General features: G+C 70.8%; 16 protein-coding genes. 7 read left to right on the forward strand and 9 right to left on the reverse strand.

What is annotated here, in order from left to right:
- Nucleotides 1-201: 201 nt before the first annotated feature.
- Nucleotides 202-1266: a M23 family metallopeptidase gene (locus tag JAO81_RS18750; protein WP_233415573.1), complete on the forward strand. Its 1065-nt coding sequence runs from the start codon at nt 202-204 to the stop codon at nt 1264-1266.
- Between the two features lie 12 nt (nt 1267-1278).
- Here JAO81_RS18750 and JAO81_RS18755 read toward each other — a convergent pair whose 3' ends face one another.
- The 4 genes from JAO81_RS18755 to JAO81_RS18770 form a co-directional block, all read right to left on the reverse strand.
- The gene (locus JAO81_RS18755; protein ID WP_199549020.1) at nt 1279-2169 is read right to left on the reverse strand and encodes a Cof-type HAD-IIB family hydrolase; all 891 of its coding nucleotides are present in this window, start codon (nt 2167-2169) and stop codon (nt 1279-1281) included.
- Between the two features lie 189 nt (nt 2170-2358).
- A complete protein-coding gene (locus JAO81_RS18760; protein WP_199549021.1) occupies nt 2359-3294 on the reverse strand; it encodes an LLM class flavin-dependent oxidoreductase in 936 nt (311 codons plus the stop codon).
- A gap of 127 nt (nt 3295-3421) precedes the next feature.
- Nucleotides 3422-6556: a hypothetical protein gene (locus tag JAO81_RS18765; protein ID WP_199549022.1), complete on the reverse strand. Its 3135-nt coding sequence runs from the start codon at nt 6554-6556 to the stop codon at nt 3422-3424.
- Nucleotides 6553-8418, reverse strand: a complete 1866-nt coding sequence (locus JAO81_RS18770) for an HSP90 family protein (protein ID WP_199549023.1) — start codon at nt 8416-8418, stop codon at nt 6553-6555. Before JAO81_RS18770 ends, JAO81_RS18765 begins: the two co-directional genes overlap by 4 nt.
- Nucleotides 8419-8657: 239 nt before the next feature.
- Between JAO81_RS18770 and JAO81_RS18775 the strand changes: the two genes are divergently transcribed.
- The gene (locus JAO81_RS18775; RefSeq protein ID WP_199549024.1) at nt 8658-9464 is read left to right on the forward strand and encodes an aquaporin; all 807 of its coding nucleotides are present in this window, start codon (nt 8658-8660) and stop codon (nt 9462-9464) included.
- Here the strand turns inward: JAO81_RS18775 and JAO81_RS18780 are convergent.
- From JAO81_RS18780 to JAO81_RS18800, 5 genes are all read right to left on the reverse strand, one after another.
- Nucleotides 9421-9963, reverse strand: coding sequence for an RNA 2'-phosphotransferase (locus JAO81_RS18780; RefSeq protein WP_199549070.1), 543 nt, complete (start codon nt 9961-9963; stop codon nt 9421-9423). The genes JAO81_RS18775 and JAO81_RS18780 overlap by 44 nt on opposite strands.
- A gap of 249 nt (nt 9964-10212) precedes the next feature.
- Entirely contained in the window at nt 10213-11169 is a 957-nt protein-coding gene (locus JAO81_RS18785) for a MerR family transcriptional regulator (RefSeq protein WP_199549025.1), read from the reverse strand.
- A gap of 66 nt (nt 11170-11235) precedes the next feature.
- Nucleotides 11236-12192, reverse strand: a complete 957-nt coding sequence (locus JAO81_RS18790; RefSeq protein WP_199549026.1) for a metal-dependent hydrolase — start codon at nt 12190-12192, stop codon at nt 11236-11238.
- Entirely contained in the window at nt 12189-13982 is a 1794-nt protein-coding gene (locus JAO81_RS18795; protein WP_199549071.1) for an SDR family oxidoreductase, read from the reverse strand. The genes JAO81_RS18790 and JAO81_RS18795 overlap by 4 nt, the downstream gene beginning before the upstream one ends.
- 38 nt (nt 13983-14020) lie before the next feature.
- Nucleotides 14021-14863, reverse strand: coding sequence for a M24 family metallopeptidase (locus JAO81_RS18800; RefSeq protein WP_199549027.1), 843 nt, complete (start codon nt 14861-14863; stop codon nt 14021-14023).
- Nucleotides 14864-15053: 190 nt separating this feature from the next.
- Here JAO81_RS18800 and JAO81_RS18805 point away from each other — a divergent pair, with 190 nt between their 5' ends.
- The 5 genes from JAO81_RS18805 to JAO81_RS18825 all read left to right on the forward strand — a co-directional run.
- Complete coding sequence (locus tag JAO81_RS18805; protein WP_199549028.1) at nt 15054-15851, forward strand: hypothetical protein; 798 nt, start codon at nt 15054-15056, stop codon at nt 15849-15851.
- Between the two features lie 129 nt (nt 15852-15980).
- Complete coding sequence (locus JAO81_RS18810) at nt 15981-16958, forward strand: ABC transporter ATP-binding protein (RefSeq protein ID WP_307813473.1); 978 nt, start codon at nt 15981-15983, stop codon at nt 16956-16958.
- On the forward strand, nt 16955-17857 hold the full coding sequence (locus JAO81_RS18815; protein ID WP_199549030.1) for an ABC transporter permease: 903 nt from the start codon (nt 16955-16957) through the stop codon (nt 17855-17857). Before JAO81_RS18810 ends, JAO81_RS18815 begins: the two co-directional genes overlap by 4 nt.
- Before the next feature lie 41 nt (nt 17858-17898).
- Nucleotides 17899-18810, forward strand: coding sequence for an ABC transporter ATP-binding protein (locus JAO81_RS18820; protein ID WP_199549031.1), 912 nt, complete (start codon nt 17899-17901; stop codon nt 18808-18810).
- A 14-nt stretch (nt 18811-18824) separates the two neighbouring features.
- On the forward strand, nt 18825-19566 hold a 742-nt coding region (locus tag JAO81_RS18825; RefSeq protein ID WP_199549032.1), incomplete at its 3' end, for an ABC transporter permease.

Genomic DNA, 19566 nt, shown 5'->3' on the forward strand with positions numbered 1-19566 from the left:
AGGGCCCTCGAGGTACCCCGCTGGTGCAGGGGCGGCACTGAGGCGGCTTCGGTTTCACGTGAAACACGCGTGGGGGGCCATGGGGCGGCGCTCACGCCCGGCCACTGTTCGGCTCAACTGCCTGACCCCATATGGGGCAAGGGTCACCCCTGTGCCCCGTCCGTACGGGCGTGGCGTCAACCGGCGGGTGACGATCCGTGCATGGTCCTGATGCCGCGTCGCCTTCCGCCCGTACTCCTCGCCGGGGCGCTGCTGCTCGCGCTCGCCGCGCCCGCGGCCTCCTCCGACTCGGGGGAGGACGGCCCGGGCGGGCACGGCCACGGCCCCGGTACGAGCGGCAAGGTGGCCCGGCTGCTCGAGAACGCGGCGAAGGCGACACAGGAGTACGAAAAGGGGCGGCGGGCCGCCGAGACCCAGCGCAAGAAGGCCGAGCGCCTGGAGGGCGTGCTCGCCCGGCAGCGTCAGGAACTGAGGCGGCTGAACGGCGAATTGGGGCGGATCGCCCGGGGCCAGTACCGAAGCGGCGGCGGCCTCCCGTACACCGCACAGCTGCTGCTCGCCGACGATCCGGACGAGCTGATGCGCGGTCAGCGGCTCGCTCTGCAGGCCAATCTGGCCATGAACCACCTGATCGACAAGACCCAGCGGGCCGCCCGCAGGGTCGACGAGGACCGGCAGCGGGCGGCTGGCGCCTGGCACTCCCTCGATGCGCGCCGGGTCCGGCTCGCCGCGTTGAAGAGCGGGATCGAGAAGAAGCTCGAGGACGCCCGGTGGACGCTGCAGAGCGAGGCGGACGCCCAGGTCGCGGCGGGTGCCTGCCGTGGTGCGGTCCGGCTCGACCAGCCCTCGCTGCCGCAGGGCCGCAGGTGGGTCGCGCCGGTCGAGACGTATGAACTCTCCGCCGGCTTCGGCGGCAGCGGCGACCGGTGGGCGCACCGGCACACCGGGCAGGACTTCGCCGTCGGTATCGGGGAGCCGGTGCGGGCGATCGGCGAAGGGCGGGTGGTGAAGGTGTCGTGCGGGGGTGGATTCGGGATGGAGGTCCTGGTCCAGCACCCCGGCGGCTACTACTCGCAGTATGCCCATCTCGCCTCCGCCGCCGTCGACCAGGGCGACAAGGTCCGCACCGGTCAGTGGCTCGGGCAGGCGGGCACGACGGGCAACTCGACCGGACCGCATCTGCACTTCGAGGTGCGGCTCACTCCGTATCTGGGGTCGGGGGTCGATCCCAGGAAGTGGCTGGCCGAGCGAGGTGTGAAGCTCTGACCTCGATGAAGGTCAGGCGAGGGCTTCGGCGATGAGCTGCTCGATGATCACGGCCACGCCGTCGTCGTTGTTGGCGACCGTACGGCCCCAGGCGGCGGCGATGACATCCGGGTGGGCGTTGCCCATCGCATAGCCGCGGCCGGCCCAGCTCAGCATCTCGACGTCGTTCGGCATATCGCCGAAGGCCACGACCTCCTCGGCGCGGATGCCGCGCTCCGCGCAGCACAGCGCGAGCGTGCTGGCCTTGGAGACACCCGCGGCGCTGATCTCGAGCAGCGCGGTGGGGCTGGAGCGGGTGACCTCGGCGCGCGGTCCGACGGCGGTGCGCGCGAGGGTGAGGAACTCGTCGGGGGTGAGCTCGCCGTGGTGGGCCAGGAGCTTGAGCACCGGCTGGTCGGCCAGGTCGAAGTCCTCGGCGAGCAGCTTCTCGACGGGGGCGATGGTGATGATCGGGTCCATGTGCAGCGGCGGATAGGCGAGTTCATGGCAGATGCCGCCGGTGCGCTCGATGGCGAACGACGTGCCGGGGACCGCCGCGCGCAGCACCTGGATGACGTCCAGGGCGGTCTCGCGCTGCATCGATCGCAGCTTCACGAAGCGGTGCTGCCCGGGGCCGCCGTGCAGATCGACCACGGCGGCGCCGTTTCCGCAGATCGCCAGGCCGTGGCCGTGCACATGGTCGCTGACGACATCCATCCAGCGGGCCGGGCGGCCGGTGACGAAGAAGACCTCGATCCCGGCCTCCTCGGCGGCGGCGAGCGCCGCGACCGTACGCGGGGAGACGGACTTGTCGTCCCGCAGCAGCGTGCCGTCCAGATCCGTGGCGATCAGCCGGGGGCGGGGGTGGGCGGGCACGGGATGCTGGTCTGCTGCGGAGGTCGTCACAACGGCATTGTTCCGCATATGCCCGAGCGCCGGGCTGCCGGGTGCACATCTGAGTGGGGGCGAGCCCCGGTGAGTGGCTTTCTGTCCCACCGGGGCTCTGGGGTAACGCAGTTGAGGGTGTCGGGGCTGAGGGCCTGCGGGGTTCAGGACCTACAGGGTTCAGGACCTACAGGGTTCAGGATGTACGAGGCTCAGGGCCCGCGAGGCTCAGGAGCTCAGCCGGGCGGCCGCTTCCTTCGCGATCTGCTCGTAACCCCGCTCGTCGGCGGCGAACACCGAGTCCGCGATCGGCATGTGGATCACCAGCTCGGTGAAGCCGAGAGCGGCATACGGCCGGGCGAACTCGACAAAGGCGTCGACCGAGCGCAGCGGGTGGGCGTCGGCGGCATGGGTGTCCGGGTTGAACTCCGGGGTGAAGCCCGTGAGCAGGACCTTGTCCAGGCCGGCCACGTCCCTGCCCTGCTCCGCGCACGCCTTGCCGAGCTTGGCGATCTGGGTGGCCACGGCCTCGACGGACTGCTCGGGGGTGCCGGCCTCGTACAGCTTCGGGTCGCCGGTGGTCACCCAGGCCTGGCCGTGCCGTGCGGCGAGCCGCAGCCCGCGCGGGCCGGTGGCCGCGACGGCGAGGGGCAGGCGCGGGGACTGGGCACAGCCGGGCAGATTGCGCGCCTCGGTCGCTGAGTAGAACGTGCCCTCGCTGGTGACCTCCGCCGGCTCGCTCAGGAGCCGGTCGAGCAGCGCCACGAACTCGGCGAACCGGTCCGCCCGCTCCTTCGGCGTCCACTGCTCCTCGCCCGGCTTCTTGAGCGTGGTGGCGTCGAAGCCGTTGCCGCCCGCGCCGATGCCGAGGGTGATCCGCCCGCCGGAGATGTCGTCGAGGGAGATCAGTTCCTTGGCGAGCGTGACGGGGTGCCGGAAGTTCGGCGAGGTCACGAGGGTGCCCAGGCGCAGGGTGCTGGTCGCCGTGGCGGCAGCGGTGAGGGTCGGAATCGCGCCGAACCAGGGGCCGTCGCGGAAGGTCCGCCAGGCGAGGTGGTCATAGGTGTACGCGGCGTGGAAACCGAGCTCCTCGGCGCGCTGCCACTTGTCGCGGCCGCCGTTGTGCCAAGGGGTGGTGGGGAGGATGACGGTGCTGAGGCGCATGCCGTCAGCGTACGTCGGGGGTGTCGACACGCGTCGAGGCGCGGGTTCGAGTGGCACTGCGAGCAGGGGGCCCGAGCGCTTCACTCCCGGGTCCCCTGCTCGCGGTGCGCCTTGACGGCGCTCGGCCTCAGCCGCCGGACGGGCCGGCCTCGACCGCCGACGCGGCCGGCTTCTGGAGGCTGCCTGCCCGGTCCAGAGCCTTGGACCGGGCCGCCGTATGGGCGTCGCCCAGTGCTCCGTACTCCTGTGCCGCGCGGGAGAACAGGTCCACCGCCTCGCCGAGCAGGCTCAGGTCCGGGGACTGCTCCCGCTCGTCCCCGCCGTCTTCGTCTCCGTCCTTGTCCTCGTACTCGTCCCCGCCGTCTTCGTCTTCGTCTTCGTACTCGTCCAGGAAATCGGCAAGCAGTTCCGCGTACTGGTCCAGGGTCTGCGCGCGTTCGTAGCGCAGGTCCGGGTCCTGGGCGCCGTCCAGTACGGCGAGTGCGCGGTCCATCAGCGGGCGGGCGAGTGCGAGGCTCTCGGCGCTCGCGTACTCGAGGTCGTCCATCCCGTCGGCCCAGAAACGGCGCCACGCCAGCGACCGCAGCACCCGCACCTCGCCCGCCCGGTCACCGCCCTCGCGCCACAGCTCCAGGGCCCGGCCGTAGGCCGCGTCCGCCGCGTCCTCCAGGCCCGCACGTGCCAGGCAATCGGCCGCGCCATGGGCGAACCGGGCCTGGGGCAGCGGGTCGTCCCAGTCCTTGGCGACCTCGGCGGCCCGCAGGAACTGCTCGGCCGCGGCCCGCTGATCGTTCAGCTCGCGCAGCAGCTCGGCCAGCAGGGAACGCGCCTGTGCTTCGGCCCGCGGGCCCTGGCGTACGAGATCCGGGAGTGCGGACTGCAATACCTCCGCCGCCTCCGTGACACGGTCTTGTGCCCGGTACGCCTGGGCGAGCAGCCGGCGCGCATGGGCGCCGCCGTCCGCTTCGAGTCCGCCCTGGTCGAACCAGTGCGCCGCTTCCAGGGCATGCTCGGCCGCCTCCGCCGACTGGTCGCGCCGCATCAGCACGTCCGCAAGGACCAGTCGTACAGTCCCCTGCTGCTCCGGGTCGGTCAGCTCGGCGCCGGCGTCGAGTGCCGCACGGGCCGAGGCCTCGGCCTCCTCCGTCCGGTCGAGGGACAGCAGCAGCTCCGCCCGCCGGCCGAGCGGTTCGGCCGCGTCCCAAGGGCGGCCCGGGGCACGGAAGCGGGCGGCTGCCGAGGCGAGCAGCAGTTCGGCCGCTGTGATGTCCTCGTCGACCAGGGCGAGTCGGGCGAGCGTCGTCTCCGCCTCGGCGGCGAGGTCGGTGAGGTCGGTGAGGTTGGTGAGGACAGTGAGGTTGGCAAGATCGGCGAGGTCGGCCCTATCAGCCCCGTCAGTCCCGTCAGTCCCGTCACCGGTCTCCGCGACGAACGCCCGCAGTTCGGATACGTACACGGGGTCAGCTCGACCGGCCCGCCCATCGGCATCGTCCCCATCGTCCCGCCCCGCCGCCGCCCGCTCCGCCGCCGCCCGCTCCCGCAGCTGTGCCTCGATCCGGATCCGTACCAGCGCAGCCGAGGCGATCCGCCGCGACCGCCAGGGATCCGCGGGGTCCAGCGACTCGGCGGCCTGTGCGGCCACGGCCAGCTGCTCCCGTACGGACTCGGGCGCCTCCCCCGCCGAGGCGGCGTGCACGGCGAGATGCAGCTCGGCCAGCGCGGCCCGGGCCGCCTGTCCGGCGGCCCGGTAGGCGGCAGAGCAGGCACGCAGCAGCGCGCCCGCGTCCCCGGCGCCGTCCTCGGCGGCCGTCACCGCTCGGTGCTCGAGCAGTTCGGCGGGCAGGGCCGGGTCGGTGGGCTCCCGCGCACCGACGGCCTCGGCCACCCGCTCCCACGCGAGCCGGGCGCCGGGGTGGCGCCGGTCACGCAACGTCCGCGCCCCCTCGATGAGTTCGGGCAGCCCGGAGGGCGCCGCGGAGCTCCGGCCGGCCACCTGCTCGGCAGCCGCGGCGGACCCGACAGCCCCGGCCACCGCACTCACGCCACCAGCCCCGGCCACCGCACCAGCCCCACCCACCGCACCAGCCCCGGCCACACCAGCCACCCCGACCGTCCCACCGGCCCCACCAGAGCGCACCACCCCCGACAGCCGCTCGCTGCGGATGCCCAGCGGCAGCGCGTCCGTCAGCGGCTGCCGCGCCACGCGCTCCTCGAACCGGTCGGAGATGTACGTGTTCCCGTTGCGCAGATCGAAGCGCTCGGCGATCGCACGCGCCTGCTGGTACAGCAGGTCGTACAGCTCGCCCACCGTGCGCTCGGCGCCGCCGTGCCGTATCGCCGTCAGATCGGAGTGCCCCAGCTCCTTCAGCCTCCGCAGCAGCACCAGGATGCCGCCGTTCAGGGAGAGTTGGGCGTCCGAGTCCGCGAGCGGGCCCAGGTGGGCGGCGTGCTCGGTGAGGATCTCCAGGCCGCGCGGCTCATTGCCGGTCAGCGCGCAGAACTCGATGTGCTGGCCGATGGTCCGCAGCAGACTGTCGTTGCCCCGCGCGAGGCGGTAGCCCTTCAGGTGGTGGGTGCGGGCCTCGGCGAAGCGGCCCAGGCGGAGCAGGGGCAGCAGGGAGTACCCGAGCACCCGGTGGGGCTCCTCACGGCAGGCCGAGCTGCCGCTCGTCACCGGCCGCCAGATGTCCATGGCCTTCTCGTCCTGTCCGCGACTGGCCCAGTAGCGGCCCTGCGTTCCCAGTTCGCAGGCGTGGCAGTTGCTCATCCGGTCGCGCCGGGCCGCCATCCAGCCGGCCACGGCACGGTCGGCGCGCTCCAGGTCCCCGGTCGACTCGGCGAGATAGAACTCGCTCTGCCGTACGGCCCGTTCGCTGTGTCCGGCCAGCCGGTAGCGGCGTTCCATCTCCTGGAACCAGGATTCGACATCGGCGATCGCGACCTCGGGCAGGTCGATGATGTCGCCGGTCACCCACTTGAACGACCAGAACAGACTGTGGGTCTGCCAGCCCTCGAACGCACCCGGGTCGCGGTCGTACTCCTGCAGCAGCCGGGAGAACGGCACGAGCGCCTTGGTCCGCTCCGAGCTCCACGTGTATGCGTCGACCAGCGCGAAAAGCGCTTGGCGAAGGACGGCCGCGTCGCCCGACCGCTCGGCGGCGGCGGACAGCTCCTCCGCGCGGGCGGAGCGGGCCGTGCCGTACGGCGTGCCGTTGTTCTGGCGGATCGCCTGCCGGATGTCCTGCGGATCCGAGAGATTCACAGCGAACCCTCCCCCTTCTCGGCCGCGCTGTGAGTCGCCCACTCCAGGAGCCCCAGGAACGACCGGTTGAGCAGCGTCGTATCGGCGGGCCGCAGCGGGCGCTGCGACATCAGCAGGGCCTGGCCGTACAGCGACTCGATCGCCATGCCGGTCAGCTCCGTGTCCGGGAGCGCCGAAATCCGCCTGATCAGCGCATTGTTGTGGTTCAGGACGAGCCGGGCGCGCGGCGCCGAGCCGCGCAGCGAGCCGAGGATGCTGCTCCACAGCGCATCGCCGCTCGCCTGCGCGCCCTCCTGGGCGCTCGCCCGGTCGCGCTCATGGCGCGCCTGCCGGTCGTCGAGGAACAGCGCCGGCACGGCCACCGGCTGGAAGGCGCGCAGCGCCACATCGCAGTCGAGCGCGTCGAGCCGGGCCCGCGCCGTCGCCAGGAACGGGGCAAGGGCCAGTTCGGTGGAGACCTCGACCGTGTCGAGGCGGTCGGTGACGGCGCCCGCATCCAGTTCGGTGACGCTCACACCCGGCCGGATCCCGGGCAGCAGAGCGAGCAGCTCGGCGTCGTACGTATAGCCGGCATTGATCACGCCGAGGCCGTGCGCCGCCGCGATCGGGGCGATCTGGCGGAACTCCTCGACGGTGCGCGTGAAGTGGATCTGCTGGTGCGCCGCCGTGAACTCGGCCAGGTTGGCAGTGCCGTCGCTGGTCTCGAACGGCAGCCACGGCAGCATGAGTTCGAGCAGTTCGGGATCGTGCCGCGCCAGGGACTTCACGCCCAGGTGGTGCACCTGGAGGAAGGCGGACAGGCGCTGCGGATCGCCGACGGCGAGCCCTGCCAGCCACTCCCGTACGCGGCCGCCGAGCGCTTCCCGTACGGCTTCGAGGGTCTCGTCGTCGTAGAGGCTCTCGCGTGAGGCGGTCGGGCGCAGGGTGTCGGTGTCGACCACGGCGCGCACGAAGAAGGCCCAGTCCGGCAGCAGATTGTCCGCACGGTCCGTGAGCAGCATGCCCTTCAGGTGCACGCGGTGACCGGCGCGATGCGCGGGGCTGGTCGGCTCCGGCAGGACGTATGCCACCCCTCGGACGCCCGCGACCGGCAGATCGAGGTCGATGGAGTCGAGCGGCGTGAAGCCGAAGGTCCTGGTGCAGTGCCCGGCGAGCGCCACGCGGCGGGCCGCCGGTGACGGGAAGCCGCGGTCCCAGACGGCCGGCAGTTCGGTGATCTGCCGCTGCGTCGAGCCGTCGTCGAAGACGATGTCGTACGGGAGCAAGGCACCGAAGTCCCGGGCCAGTTCCTCCACGCGGGCCCGGGCCGTCCACTCCTCGGCGCCCCGCCGCGGCTCCAGGTACACCGTGGTGCCGGGCTCGGTCCTGGCCTCATCGGGCAGGACGCGCACGGTGTACGAGCCGTCGTCCGAGGCCAGCCACTCCACGGGCGGCGCCTCGGGGGAACGCGCGGACCGGGTGATCACCCGGATCTGGCGCGCGACCACGAAGCAGGCGAGCAGTCCGATCCCGAACTGCCCCAGGAACTCCTGCCGCGCGCTCTCCAGACCTTCGGCTCCACCGCGCTTGGAGCTGCGCCCGATCGTGGCGAGCAGGGTGTGCACCTCGGCCTCGGTGAGACCGATGCCGCTGTCCCTCATCGCCACTCGGCCGCCGCACGCGGTCAGTTGGATGTGCTGCGGTGCGTCAGCGTCCACGGCCCGGCGGGCGGTCACGGCATCCACCGCGTTCTGCAGCAGCTCCCGTACGTAGACCCGAGGGCTCGAGTACAGGTGGTGGGAGAGCAGGTCGACCAGGCCGCGCAGATCGACCTGGAAGGTGTTGGGGGAGGTCGGCGGGCTGCCGGTCTCGGCGGACGTCATGGGTGATCACCTCGCGTGTGCGCACGGACGGATGGCGACCGCGAGGCCCCCCCTCACAGATCGCGAAGACGGGTGAAGCGTAGAGCCAGGGACTGACATCGAGCTCGGCAATTTCCCTCCACCCTCTGTTGAAATTCCAATCTACGGAATACATTTTCCGCGATGTGGTGACGGGGGTGCTCATCTCGCAATGAATCGGGCATCGGGTCGACCCCCGGCGAACAGAAGAGGGGAGTCCCGTGCACAGCAGCGCTTCGCCGGTCCGTAAGGCCGCGGCCGAACTCATCGGCACCGCGGCCCTGGTGGCCGTCGTCGTCGGTTCCGGACTGCAGGCCGCCCGGCTGACGGAGGACACCGGGGTCCAGCTCCTCGCCAATTCCCTGGCCTCGGCGATCGGACTCGGGCTGCTCATCGCGCTGTTCGGGCCGGTCTCGGGCGGACAGCTCAATCCGGTGGTGACGCTGTCGGCCTGGTGGCTGGGCCGGCGCGACGGCAGCGGACCGGGCCCGCGCGAAGCGCTCGCGTATGTCGCGGCGCAGACGGTGGGGGCGGTCGCCGGTGCGCTGCTCGCGGAGGCGATGTTCGGGCGCGCGGAGGTCGTCTGGTCGACGCAGGAGCGGATCGGGGACCGGCTGCTGCTGGGTGAAGTCGTCGCCACCGCGGGGCTTGTGCTGTTGATCTGCGGTCTCACCCGGATCGGGCGTACGCAGCTCGCGCCGGTCGCGGTGGCCGCGTATATCGCCGCGGCGATCTGGTTCACGTCGTCCGGCTCGTTCGCCAATCCGGCGGCGACGGTCGGGCGCGCGTTCACCGACTCGTTCACCGGGATCTCCCCCGGTTCGCTGCCGGGCTTCATCGTGGCCCAACTGGCCGGTGGCGCCCTGGGTCTGGCCCTGGCCGCGGTCCTTTACGGGAAGCCGGCGGGCGGGGACGCCTCGGGTGCCCGCCCTGCCTCTGCCTCTGCCTCTGTCTCTGCCTCTGGTCCTGGTCGCGACAGTCGGGTCAGCCCGGAAAGCGCAGATACCGCGGCGGTACGGATGCCGTGAGCCACACCCCGTTCGCGCTGACCTTGAAGACATGGCCGTCGCGGTGCATCGCGCCCGCGTCCACGGAGAGGATCACGGGGCGGCCGCGGCGGGCGCCGACGCGCGTGGCGGTTTCCCGGTCGGCCGAGAGATGCACGTCATGGCGGGCCATCGCGCTCAGGCCGTGGCTGCGGATCGCGTCCAGATTGCGGGCGACGGTGCCGTGGTAGAGGTACGGCGGCGGTGCGGCGGGCGGCAGGTCCAGGTCGACCTGGACCGTGTGGCCCTGGCTGGCGCGGATCCGGCTGCCGTCGACCGCGAAACGCTTCTTGTCGTTGTGCGCGACCACATGCTCCAGCTCGGCCCGGCTGAACACGAATCCGTGCGCGGCCGCCGCGGCGATCAGGGTGTCGATCTCGACCCAGCCGTTGGCGTCAAGGGTGAGGCCGATCCGCTCCGGCTGGTGGCGCAGGTGCTTGGAGAGGTATTTGGAAACGCGTACGGTCCGCCTCTCGTCGATCCCCGCGATCTCGTTGATCTCGTCGGGTGCTCTGTCAGTCATCGCCCCAGAATGCCGGGCGCCCTCCGGTTCTCGCATCCGGATTTCCCTCGGTCCGGCTCCAGCTGGATCCAGGTAGAGCCAGGTGGAGCCAGGTAGATCCAGGTGGTCCTGAATTCCCCGAAATTTAACGGGACTTAGGCATGATCCACAGGTAACCCGGGTTATCCACAGGCTGATTGAGGATTATGTGGACAACTCCCGTCCCCCTCAGGGCACTTGATCAACTTCCGGTTCCCCGTTCGGCTTTGCGGCCAAGGCATCCAAAGTCCTGGCGTGCACCTCGCGTTCGGCGGCTGTCGCGATGAATACGGAGATGCCCTCCGCGCCAACCAGGCCGCGCACGATGTCGATTGTGTGGACGGGCAGCGCCACCGGAACGTCGCCCGACGGCGTGGGCGGCGGCAGCGCCGCGCCCAGATGCTGCTGCAGATGACGTGTCGCGAACGTACGCATGGCGCGGGCGAGTTCGGCGTCCACGGTCTGCTGGGCGAGCGGCCGCAGTCTGCGGACGAGCGCGGCGGCCTCGGTCGCGTCCGCGTCCGTCGGCGGCTGTTGTTCGAGGTAGCGCTGGAAGACGTGCTCGGTCGTGAACTCCAGGAAACGGGACGCTATGTGCTCGACCTGGACCCGCAACTCCCGCAGATGTCCGGCGATCGCGTGCAGCGGCACTCCTGCCGCGTGCAATTCGGCTGCCACGGCCAGCTCTTGAGGGCTCGGTACGAGGAACTCGTCGTCCCGGCCCGGAATCCTTTCCAGTACGCCGAGTTCGACCGCTTCCTCGACCGCCGCCTCATCCGGTTCTCCGCCGAACTTCAGGTCGAGATCGGCGCGGGTGATCCGGTCGGCCTTCTCGTCCGTCCAGGGGCCGTCGACCTCGGCCACCAGACCGAGCACCCCGCCGAGACCGCGGCCGGAGTCCCAGGCATCGAGGAGTTCCTTGATCGACGCCAGGGTGTAGCCGCGGTCCAGGAGGTCGGCTATCTGCCGCAGCCGGGCGAGATGGGCGTCCCCGTACACATTGGACCGGCCCCTGCGCTCGGGGCGGGGGAGCAGGCCGCGGTCCTGGTAGGCGCGGATCGTACGGACCGTGGCGCCGCTGTGGTGGGCGAGGTCCTCGATCCGGTACTCGGCCCGGTGCCCCGCGCCCGACGTCTGCTCCGCCACGCTCCCCGCCCTCTCCTCAGCGCCGCGCACCCGGCGCGCTCACTGACGCGCTCACCGGCGTGCCCCTCATGCGATGGCCGACCGTCCGATCGCCCCCGCCGCGACGCGCGCCGCAGGGGATGCGGCCAGATACTCCACCGCCTTGCGCAGTGAGCTCTCCTGCGAGGGATGGTACGTCCGCCGCAGATAGCGGGGTACGGCCGCGCCGATCTCCTTCCAGGTGGGCAGCAGCCCTTTGCGTACGGCCCGGTTGTGCTCGCGCAGCGAGTACCTGAGCCGGCCGGCGGGCCCGGGGCTCCGCAGCCCATCGGCGCCCCTGCCCGAAGCGCGCGGGGAAGGATCGTGCCGCAGGAGATACGCGGCGCCCCACACCCACAGGTAGAGCATCACCGGCGCGGTCACCGCCATGCCGGCGATGCGCCGCGTGTAGCGGGGCAGTCCCTCGCCGCCGCAGTGCTCGTACATGTCGAAGGCGACGGAGCGGTGCTCGACCTCCTCCGCGCCGTGCCAGCGCAGCAGATCGAGCATCACCGGATCCGAGCCCGCCTCGTCCAGCCCGTCCGCGTCGAGCACCCAGTTGCCGAGGACCGCGGTGAACTGCTCGATCGCCGCGATGACCGCAAGGCGGAAACGCAGCCACTCCTGGGCCGCTATCGGTGCGCCCAGCGGCGGGCGTTCGCCGAGCAGCCGGTCGAAGAGCAGATCCACATAGCGCGTGTACGGCTCCGTCCGAAGGCCCTTGGCCGCGAGGTGGTCGAGCACGTGCGCGTGCTGCACGCTGTGCGTCGCCTCCTGGCCCATGAAGCCCTTGACGTCCTTCAGGAGCACCGGGTCCCCGACCAGCGGGAGCGCCTCCTTGAACACCTTCACGAACCAGCGCTCGCCCGCCGGAAGCAGCAGATGCAGCACATTGATGACATGGGTGGCCGTCGGCTCGTCCGGTATCCAGTGCAGCGGGGTGGAGTCCCAGTCGAAGGAGACCCGGCGCGGCACGATCGCGTAGTGGCCTTCCCCCTCGCTCATACCGGCGGCTCCAAGCGTGCGATCGCCCGCAGCGCCCTGGGTGTGAAGCGGGACAGCAGATGGGCGCCGCGCGCCTCCGGAGTCACCGGCACCACCGCCTGGTTGGTGAGCACCGCGTTCAGGATGGCGTCGGCCACCTTCTCCGGCGGGTAGTTGCGCAGCCCGTACAGCCGCGAGGTGCGCTTCTGCCGGCGCTTCTCCTCGGCGGCGTCGACCCCGGCGAAGCGGGCGGTCGCGGTGATGTCGGTGTTCACGAAGCCGGGGCAGATCGCGGAGACGCCGATGCCCTGCCCGGCCAGTTCGGCCCGCAGACACTCGCTGAGCATCAGGACAGCGGCCTTCGACGTCGAGTACGCGGGCAGCGCCCTCGAGGGCTGATACGCCGCCGCGGACGCGGTGTTGACGATGTGGCCGCCCTGTCCGCGCCCGGCCATCTGTCCGCCGAAGATCCGGGAGCCGTGGATCACGCCCCACAGATTGACGTCGAGGACCTTCTTCCAGTCCTCGCTGGTGGTGGCGAAGAACGAGCCGGACAGGCCGATCCCCGCATTGTTGACCAGCACATCGAGGACGCCGTACTCCGTGGCGACCTTCTCGGCCAGCTTCTCCATGGCGGCCTCGTCGGACACGTCGAGCTGCTCGCCCCAGGCCTCGGGCGCGCCGATCAGACCCGCCAACTCCGCGGTACGCGCGGCCCCTTCACCATTGCGGTCCACCGCGACCACGCGCGCCCCGGCCTCCGCGAACGCGAACGCCGTCGCCCGTCCGATCCCGCTCGCCGCACCCGTGACGAGCACGAGCTGGCCGGCGAACCGCTGGGCATAGGCATGGGCGCGCTTGGCCCGCTTGACGGGAACGGCGGCCACCGTCTGCGCGGGGGTCTCCACCGATGTCACGAACTCGCCGATCCACGCGGCAAGTTGATCCGGCCGGGTCCGCGGCACCCAGTGCTTGGCCGCCACCGTCCTGCGCGTCAGCCGCGGCACCCACTGCTCGAGATCGTCGTAGAGCTTCGGCGACAGGAACATGTCCCCGGTCGGCGTGATCAGCTGCACCGGCGCGTGCGCATGGGCGTCGGCCCGCGGCCGGCTCAGCCGCGCCCGTACGTTGTCCCGGTAGAGCCACGCGCCGTGGGCGGCGTCGCTCGGCAGCGAAGGCGTGGGGTAGTCGCCGGCCGGCACCTTCTCCACCCGCGCGAGCAGCCGCGGCCACTGCCTGCCGAGCGGTCCGCGCCAGGCGAGCTCCGGCAGCACGGGGGTGTGCAGCATGTACACGTACCAGGACTTGGCGCCCTGGCCGAGGAGTTGGCCGACCTTGCGCGGGGTCGGACGGGTCATCCGCTTCTTGATCCAGTGCCCGAAGTGGTCGAGCGAAGGACCGGATATCGAGGTGAAGGACGCCACCCTGCCCTGCGTACGCTCCACCGTCGCGAACTCCCAGGACTGCACCGAGCCCCAGTCGTGCCCCACCAGGTGCACCGGCTCGTCCGGGCTCACCGCGTCCGCGACGGCCAGGAAGTCGTCGGTCAGCTTCTCCAGGGTGAAGCCGCCGCGCAGCGGGGTCGGCGCCGTGGACCTTCCGTGGCCCCGTACGTCGTAGAGCACCACATGGAACTGCTCGGCGAGCCGTACGGCGACCTCCGACCAGACCTCCTTGGAGTCCGGGTATCCGTGCACCAGGAACACGGTGGGCCGGTCCGGCTCGCCCAGTTCGGCGACGCACAGCTCCACGCCCCCGGTCCGCACCCAGCGCTCGCGTGCACCCTTCAACAGTCCGCTCCCGCCGCTCATGTACTGGCTCCCGGTCTTCCCGCGTCCCTCGCTCGTGCTCACGCCGCCTTCTCCCGTCCCCACCGCTGTACGTGCGGCAGTTCGTCGTCCAGCCAGAACGCGCTCTCGACCGGGTCCCTGGAATCCGTCACGACGAGGAGCTCCTCGAACTTCGCGCCCGTGCCCCGGAATCCGAGATGCGGTTCGACCGCCCACAGCCCCGGCTGCGGCGGGTGGTCGGAGAACTTGTACGGCGACCACAGCGGCGACCAGCCGTCCCGGTGCCCGTGCAGCGCATCGCTCGCGAGGCCCTTGAGGGACTGGGTGCCGAAGCCGAACACATGCGGTGACAAGCGCCGCTCCTTGACCTGGTCCACCTTGTGCGCGATCACACCGAACGGGTAGGCGCGATGCCGGTTCGCGTATCCCTGCCGCCGCATCAGGAGCTCCACGTCCTCGTAGATCTCCCGCAGCGGGCGCCGTTCGCGCACCTCGCGCAGGATCAGCTCGCGATGGGCTTCGAGGTCGTCGAGCAGCTTGTCGTGCAACGGGTTCGGGCCGAGGCAACCGGAGTAACCGATGTCCGCCGTATAGCCGTTGAAGACGGGAGCCATGTCGAGGATGTACGGCATCCCCGGCTCGAGCGCGCGGTTGGTCGGGAAGAACTGCAGCGGGATCCTGAAGCCGGTGAAGGCCGTACGGTCCCCGAACCACGCGAAGGGCAGATGGAACCAGTCCCGCACCCCGCGCTCCCGCAGCCACACCCGCTGCATCCGGGCGGCCTCGCGCTCGGTCACACCGGGGGTGAGCTGGGCGGCGACCGCCTCCGCGCACTCGTACGCGAGCGCCTGCACCTCCTTGAAGCCCCGTAGTCGCGTGTCGAGTTCAACCGTTGAGCCCATGCCACCCCGCCCTGGTCAGGTGTGCGCTACGCGTCCGTAACTTGACACTGATGAATGTGACAATGCACGGCGGCGACGTCAAGGGGTGTGCACGGGCTGTGGATAACCCTGCCGGAACGGGCAGTTGGGCCTGTCCGTTTCGGGACGATCGGCGGCCATCGTCTGCGTAAGGGGTGGATAAGTTCCGCCTATGAGCCCCCGTACGTGCGCCCGCCGCAGGATTCCCGCACTTGTTGCTGCCGGCGCGCTCGCCTTCGCGGGGTGCGGGACGCAGGGCGCGAGTGGTGAGGGCAAGGCGAAGCCGGCCCGGTCCGATCGGCGTGCCGAGGAGTCCAACGGCATCGAGAAGCTCTCCGGCGCGGAGGCGATGCAGCGCTCCCGCGAGGTGATGGCCGACCTGCAGTCGTTCCAGAGGGTCTACACCCCGGCGCTGCCGGCCGAGGCCGCCCCGGGTGTCGTCGCGCGGTCGGACTTGAAGAACGGCTGCTCGATCACCTACGACGTGGGCGACACCGGCACCATGGAGGTGCGGGTCGGTGAGCGGGGCATCTACATGCGCGGAGACGAGAAGTCCCTCACGCGGCAGGCGGGCCCCGAGGCGGCCAAGCGCTTCCGGGGCAAGTGGATCCTGGACTCGCAGCCCGACCCCATGGCGTACGTACAGATGCTGAAGCCCTGTGACTTCCAGGGCTTCAGCCTGGAGAGCACGCAGGACGCACCGGGGACCACGTACAAGAAGGGTGAGCCCACCGAGATCGACGGGATCCCCGTGCTGCCCCTCGAGGTGACAGAGGACGGCAAGGGCACGCAGACGATGTACCTGGCCCTGCGGGGCAAGCCGTACCTGGTGCGCACATCGGGTCCGGAGTCCACCCAGGACCTGAGCCACTTCGACGAGGTCCTCACCATCGACCTGCCGCGCGACGACGAGGTCGTTCCGCTCGCGGAGGTCCAGGCGTCCCTCGGCGGCGAAGCCGCCACCAGCTGACCCCCCGGGCGAAACGGCCCCCACCCAAAGTCGGACCCCTACGGGCCCGTACACCCCAAGTCGGATACGCAGACAGGAGCAGGGTCTGACGCCGGAGGTGACCCGCGCCACTACCTTCGGAATGTGACTGTGATCGCGACCGAAAGCCTGAGCAAGCGGTTCCCCAGGGTGACCGCTCTTGACCGGCTCTCCATGGACATCGGCCCGGGTGTGACCGGACTCGTCGGTGCCAACGGAGCCGGCAAGTCCACGTTGATCAAGATTCTTCTTGGACTGTCCCCCGCCACCGAGGGCCAAGCCGCCGTGCTCGGTCTGGACGTCGCGACCAAGGGGGGCGAGATCCGCGAGCGGGTCGGGTACATGCCCGAGCACGACTGCCTGCCGCCGGACGTCTCGGCCACCGAGTTCGTCGTCCACATGGCCCGGATGTCGGGACTGCCGCCGGCCGCGGCGCGCGAGCGCACGGCCGACACCCTTCGCCACGTCGGCCTGTACGAGGAGCGCTACCGCCCCATCGGCGGCTACTCGACCGGTATGAAGCAGCGGGTCAAGCTGGCCCAGGCGCTCGTCCACGACCCCGACCTGGTCTTCCTCGACGAGCCCACCAACGGCCTCGACCCCGTCGGCCGCGACGAGATGCTCGGCCTGATCCGCCGCGTCCACACGGACTTCGGCATCTCCGTCCTGGTGACGAGCCACCTCCTCGGCGAACTGGAGCGCACCTGCGACCACGTCGTCGTCATCGACGGCGGCAAGCTGCTCCGCTCCAGCTCCACCAGCGACTACACGCAGACGATGGGCACCATCGCGGTCGAGGTCACCGACACCGACACGCACCCGGACGGCACCAAGGCGGTACGCGAAGCGCTCGCCGCCCGCGGGGTCACCCTCCAGACCACGACGGAGGAGGGCCTGCCCGGCGCCGGCCACATCCTCCTTCTCGAGGCGACCGGCGAGGACACCTACGACCTCGTACGGGACACCGTCGCCGAACTCGGCCTCGGCCTCGTCCGGATGGAACAGCGCAGGCACCACATCTCCGAGGTGTTCAAGGACGGCCCCGCGAAGGCCCATATCGGCGAGCCCGCGGAGGTGGAAGCCCGATGAGCACCCCCAACACCACAGCCCAGACTGCTCAGACCCAGATCCACAACATCGGCTACCGCAACTACGACGGCCCCCGCCTCGGCCGCGCCTACGCCCGCCGCTCGCTCTACTCGCAGTCCCTGCGCGGCGCGTACGGTCTCGGGCGCAGTGCGAAGTCCAAGGTCACGCCGATGATCCTGTTCGCCGTGATGTGCGTACCGGCGGCGATCATCGTGGCGGTCGCCGTCGCGACCAACGCGACCAAGCTGCCGATCGAGTACACCCGCTACGCGATCATCACGCAGGCGATCATCGGCCTCTACCTGGCCGCCCAGGCACCGCAGTCGGTCTCGCGCGACCTGCGCTTCAAGACCGTGCCGCTGTACTTCTCGCGCCCCATCGAACGCGTCGACTACGTGGTCGCCAAGTTCGCCGCCATGGCCACGGCGCTGCTCATCCTCACCGGGGCGCCGGTGATCGTCCTCTATGTGGGCTCGCTGCTCGCCAAGATGGACTTCACGACCCAGACCAAGGGATTCGCCCAGGGGATGGTCTCCGTGCTGCTGCTCTCGCTGCTCTTCGCGGGGATCGGCCTGGTGATGGCCGCCCTGACCCCGCGCCGCGGTTTCGGCGTCGCCGCCGTGATCGCCGTACTGACGATCTCGTACGGGGCCGTCTCCACCGTCCAGGCCATCGCCGACGCGCAGGGCTCGTGGGACGCGGTCGAGTGGCTGGGCCTGTTCTCGCCGATCACCCTGATCGACGGTGTGCAGACCGCCTTCCTCGGCGCGACCTCAGCCTTCCCGGGCGAACACGGACCCGGCGCGGGACTCGGCGTCGTCTACCTCCTGGTCGTCTTCGCGCTGATCGCCGGCTCGTACGGAGCCCTGATGCGCCGCTACCGAAAGGCCGGGCTCTGACCATGGCCAGCATCGAATACCGAAAGGCCGGGCGCTGAGCAATGGCCACCATCGAAATCGACCACACCAGCCGCTGGTTCGGCAATGTCGTCGCCGTCAACGACGTCACGATGACCATCGGCCCGGGCGTCACCGGCCTGCTCGGCCCGAACGGCGCCGGCAAGTCCACCCTGATCAACATGATGGGCGGCTTCCTGTCGCCCTCCACCGGCAGCGTCACGCTCGACGGCCGCCCGATCTGGAAGAACGAGGAGATCTACAAGGAGATCGGCCTCGTCCCCGAGCGCGAGGCGATGTACGACTTCCTCACCGGCCGCGAATTCGTCGTCGCCAACGCCGAGTTGCACGGCCTCGGCAAGAAGGCCGCCCAACTGGCCCTCGCCACGGTCGAGATGGAGTACGCGCAGGACCGCAAGATCTCCACGTACTCCAAAGGCATGCGCCAGCGCGTAAAGATGGCGTCCGCCCTGGTCCACGACCCGTCGGTGCTGCTGCTCGACGAGCCGTTCAACGGCATGGACCCGCGCCAGCGCATGCACCTCATGGACCTGCTGCGGAGGATGGGCAACGAGGGCCGTACGGTCCTGTTCTCCTCCCACATCCTCGAAGAGGTCGAGCAACTCGCCTCGCACATCGAGGTGATCGTGGCCGGACGCCACGCGGCCAGCGGCGACTTCCGCCGCATCCGCCGCCTCATGACGGACCGCCCGCACCGCTACACCGTCCGCTCGAGCGACGACCGCAAGCTCGCGGCCGCGCTGATCGCGGACCCGTCCACGGCGGGCATCGAAGTCGACCTCACCGAGGGCGCGCTGCTGATCCAGGCCGTCGACTTCGGCCGCTTCACCGAGCTCCTGCCCCGCGTCGCCCGCGACCAGGGCATCCGGCTCCTGACGGTCTCGCCGTCCGACGAGTCCCTCGAATCCGTCTTCTCCTACCTCGTCACGGCCTGAAGGGAGCTACGACTATGCCTCTGGCGTATAACCCCACCGTCGCCCGGCTCACCTACCGGGCCCTGCTCGGCCGCAGGCGCGCGCTGATCCTGTTCTCGCTGCCGGTCCTGCTCATCGCGATCTCGGTCGCGGTACGTGCGCTCACCGGCGCGGACGACCAGGTCGCCGCCGACGTCCTCGGCGGGTTCGCGCTCGCCACGATGGTCCCGCTGATCGGCGTCATCGCCGGCACGGGAGCGATCGGTCCGGAGATCGACGACGGCTCGGTCGTCTATCTGCTCTCCAAGCCGGTCAAGCGCCCCTCGATCATCTTCACCAAGCTGATCGTCGCGATCGGCGTGACCATGGCCTTCTCGGCCATCCCCACGTTCATCGCGGGCATGATCCTCAACGGCAACGGCCAGCAGGTGGCCGTCGCGTACACCATCGCGGCCCTCGTCGCCTCGATCGCATACGCGGCCCTCTTCCTCCTCCTGGGCACCATCACCAAGCACGCGGTGGTCTTCGGCCTGGTCTACGCCCTGGTCTGGGAGACCCTCTTCGGCTCCCTCGTCGCGGGCGCCCGCACCCTGAGCGTCCAGCAGTGGGCCCTGGCCCTGGCCGAGAAGGTCGCGGGCAGCGACCTGGTGAAGTCCGACGTGGGCCTGCCGGCCGCGGTCGTCCTGCTCGCCGCGGTCACGGGTCTGGCCACCTGGTACGCGGGCCAGGAGCTGCGCACGCTGACGCTGGCGGGCGACGACTGTTCCCTCGGCCCAC

Origin of the sequence: Streptomyces sp. N35, assembly GCF_016464295.1 — a bacterium.
Lineage (GTDB): Bacteria > Actinomycetota > Actinomycetes > Streptomycetales > Streptomycetaceae > Streptomyces.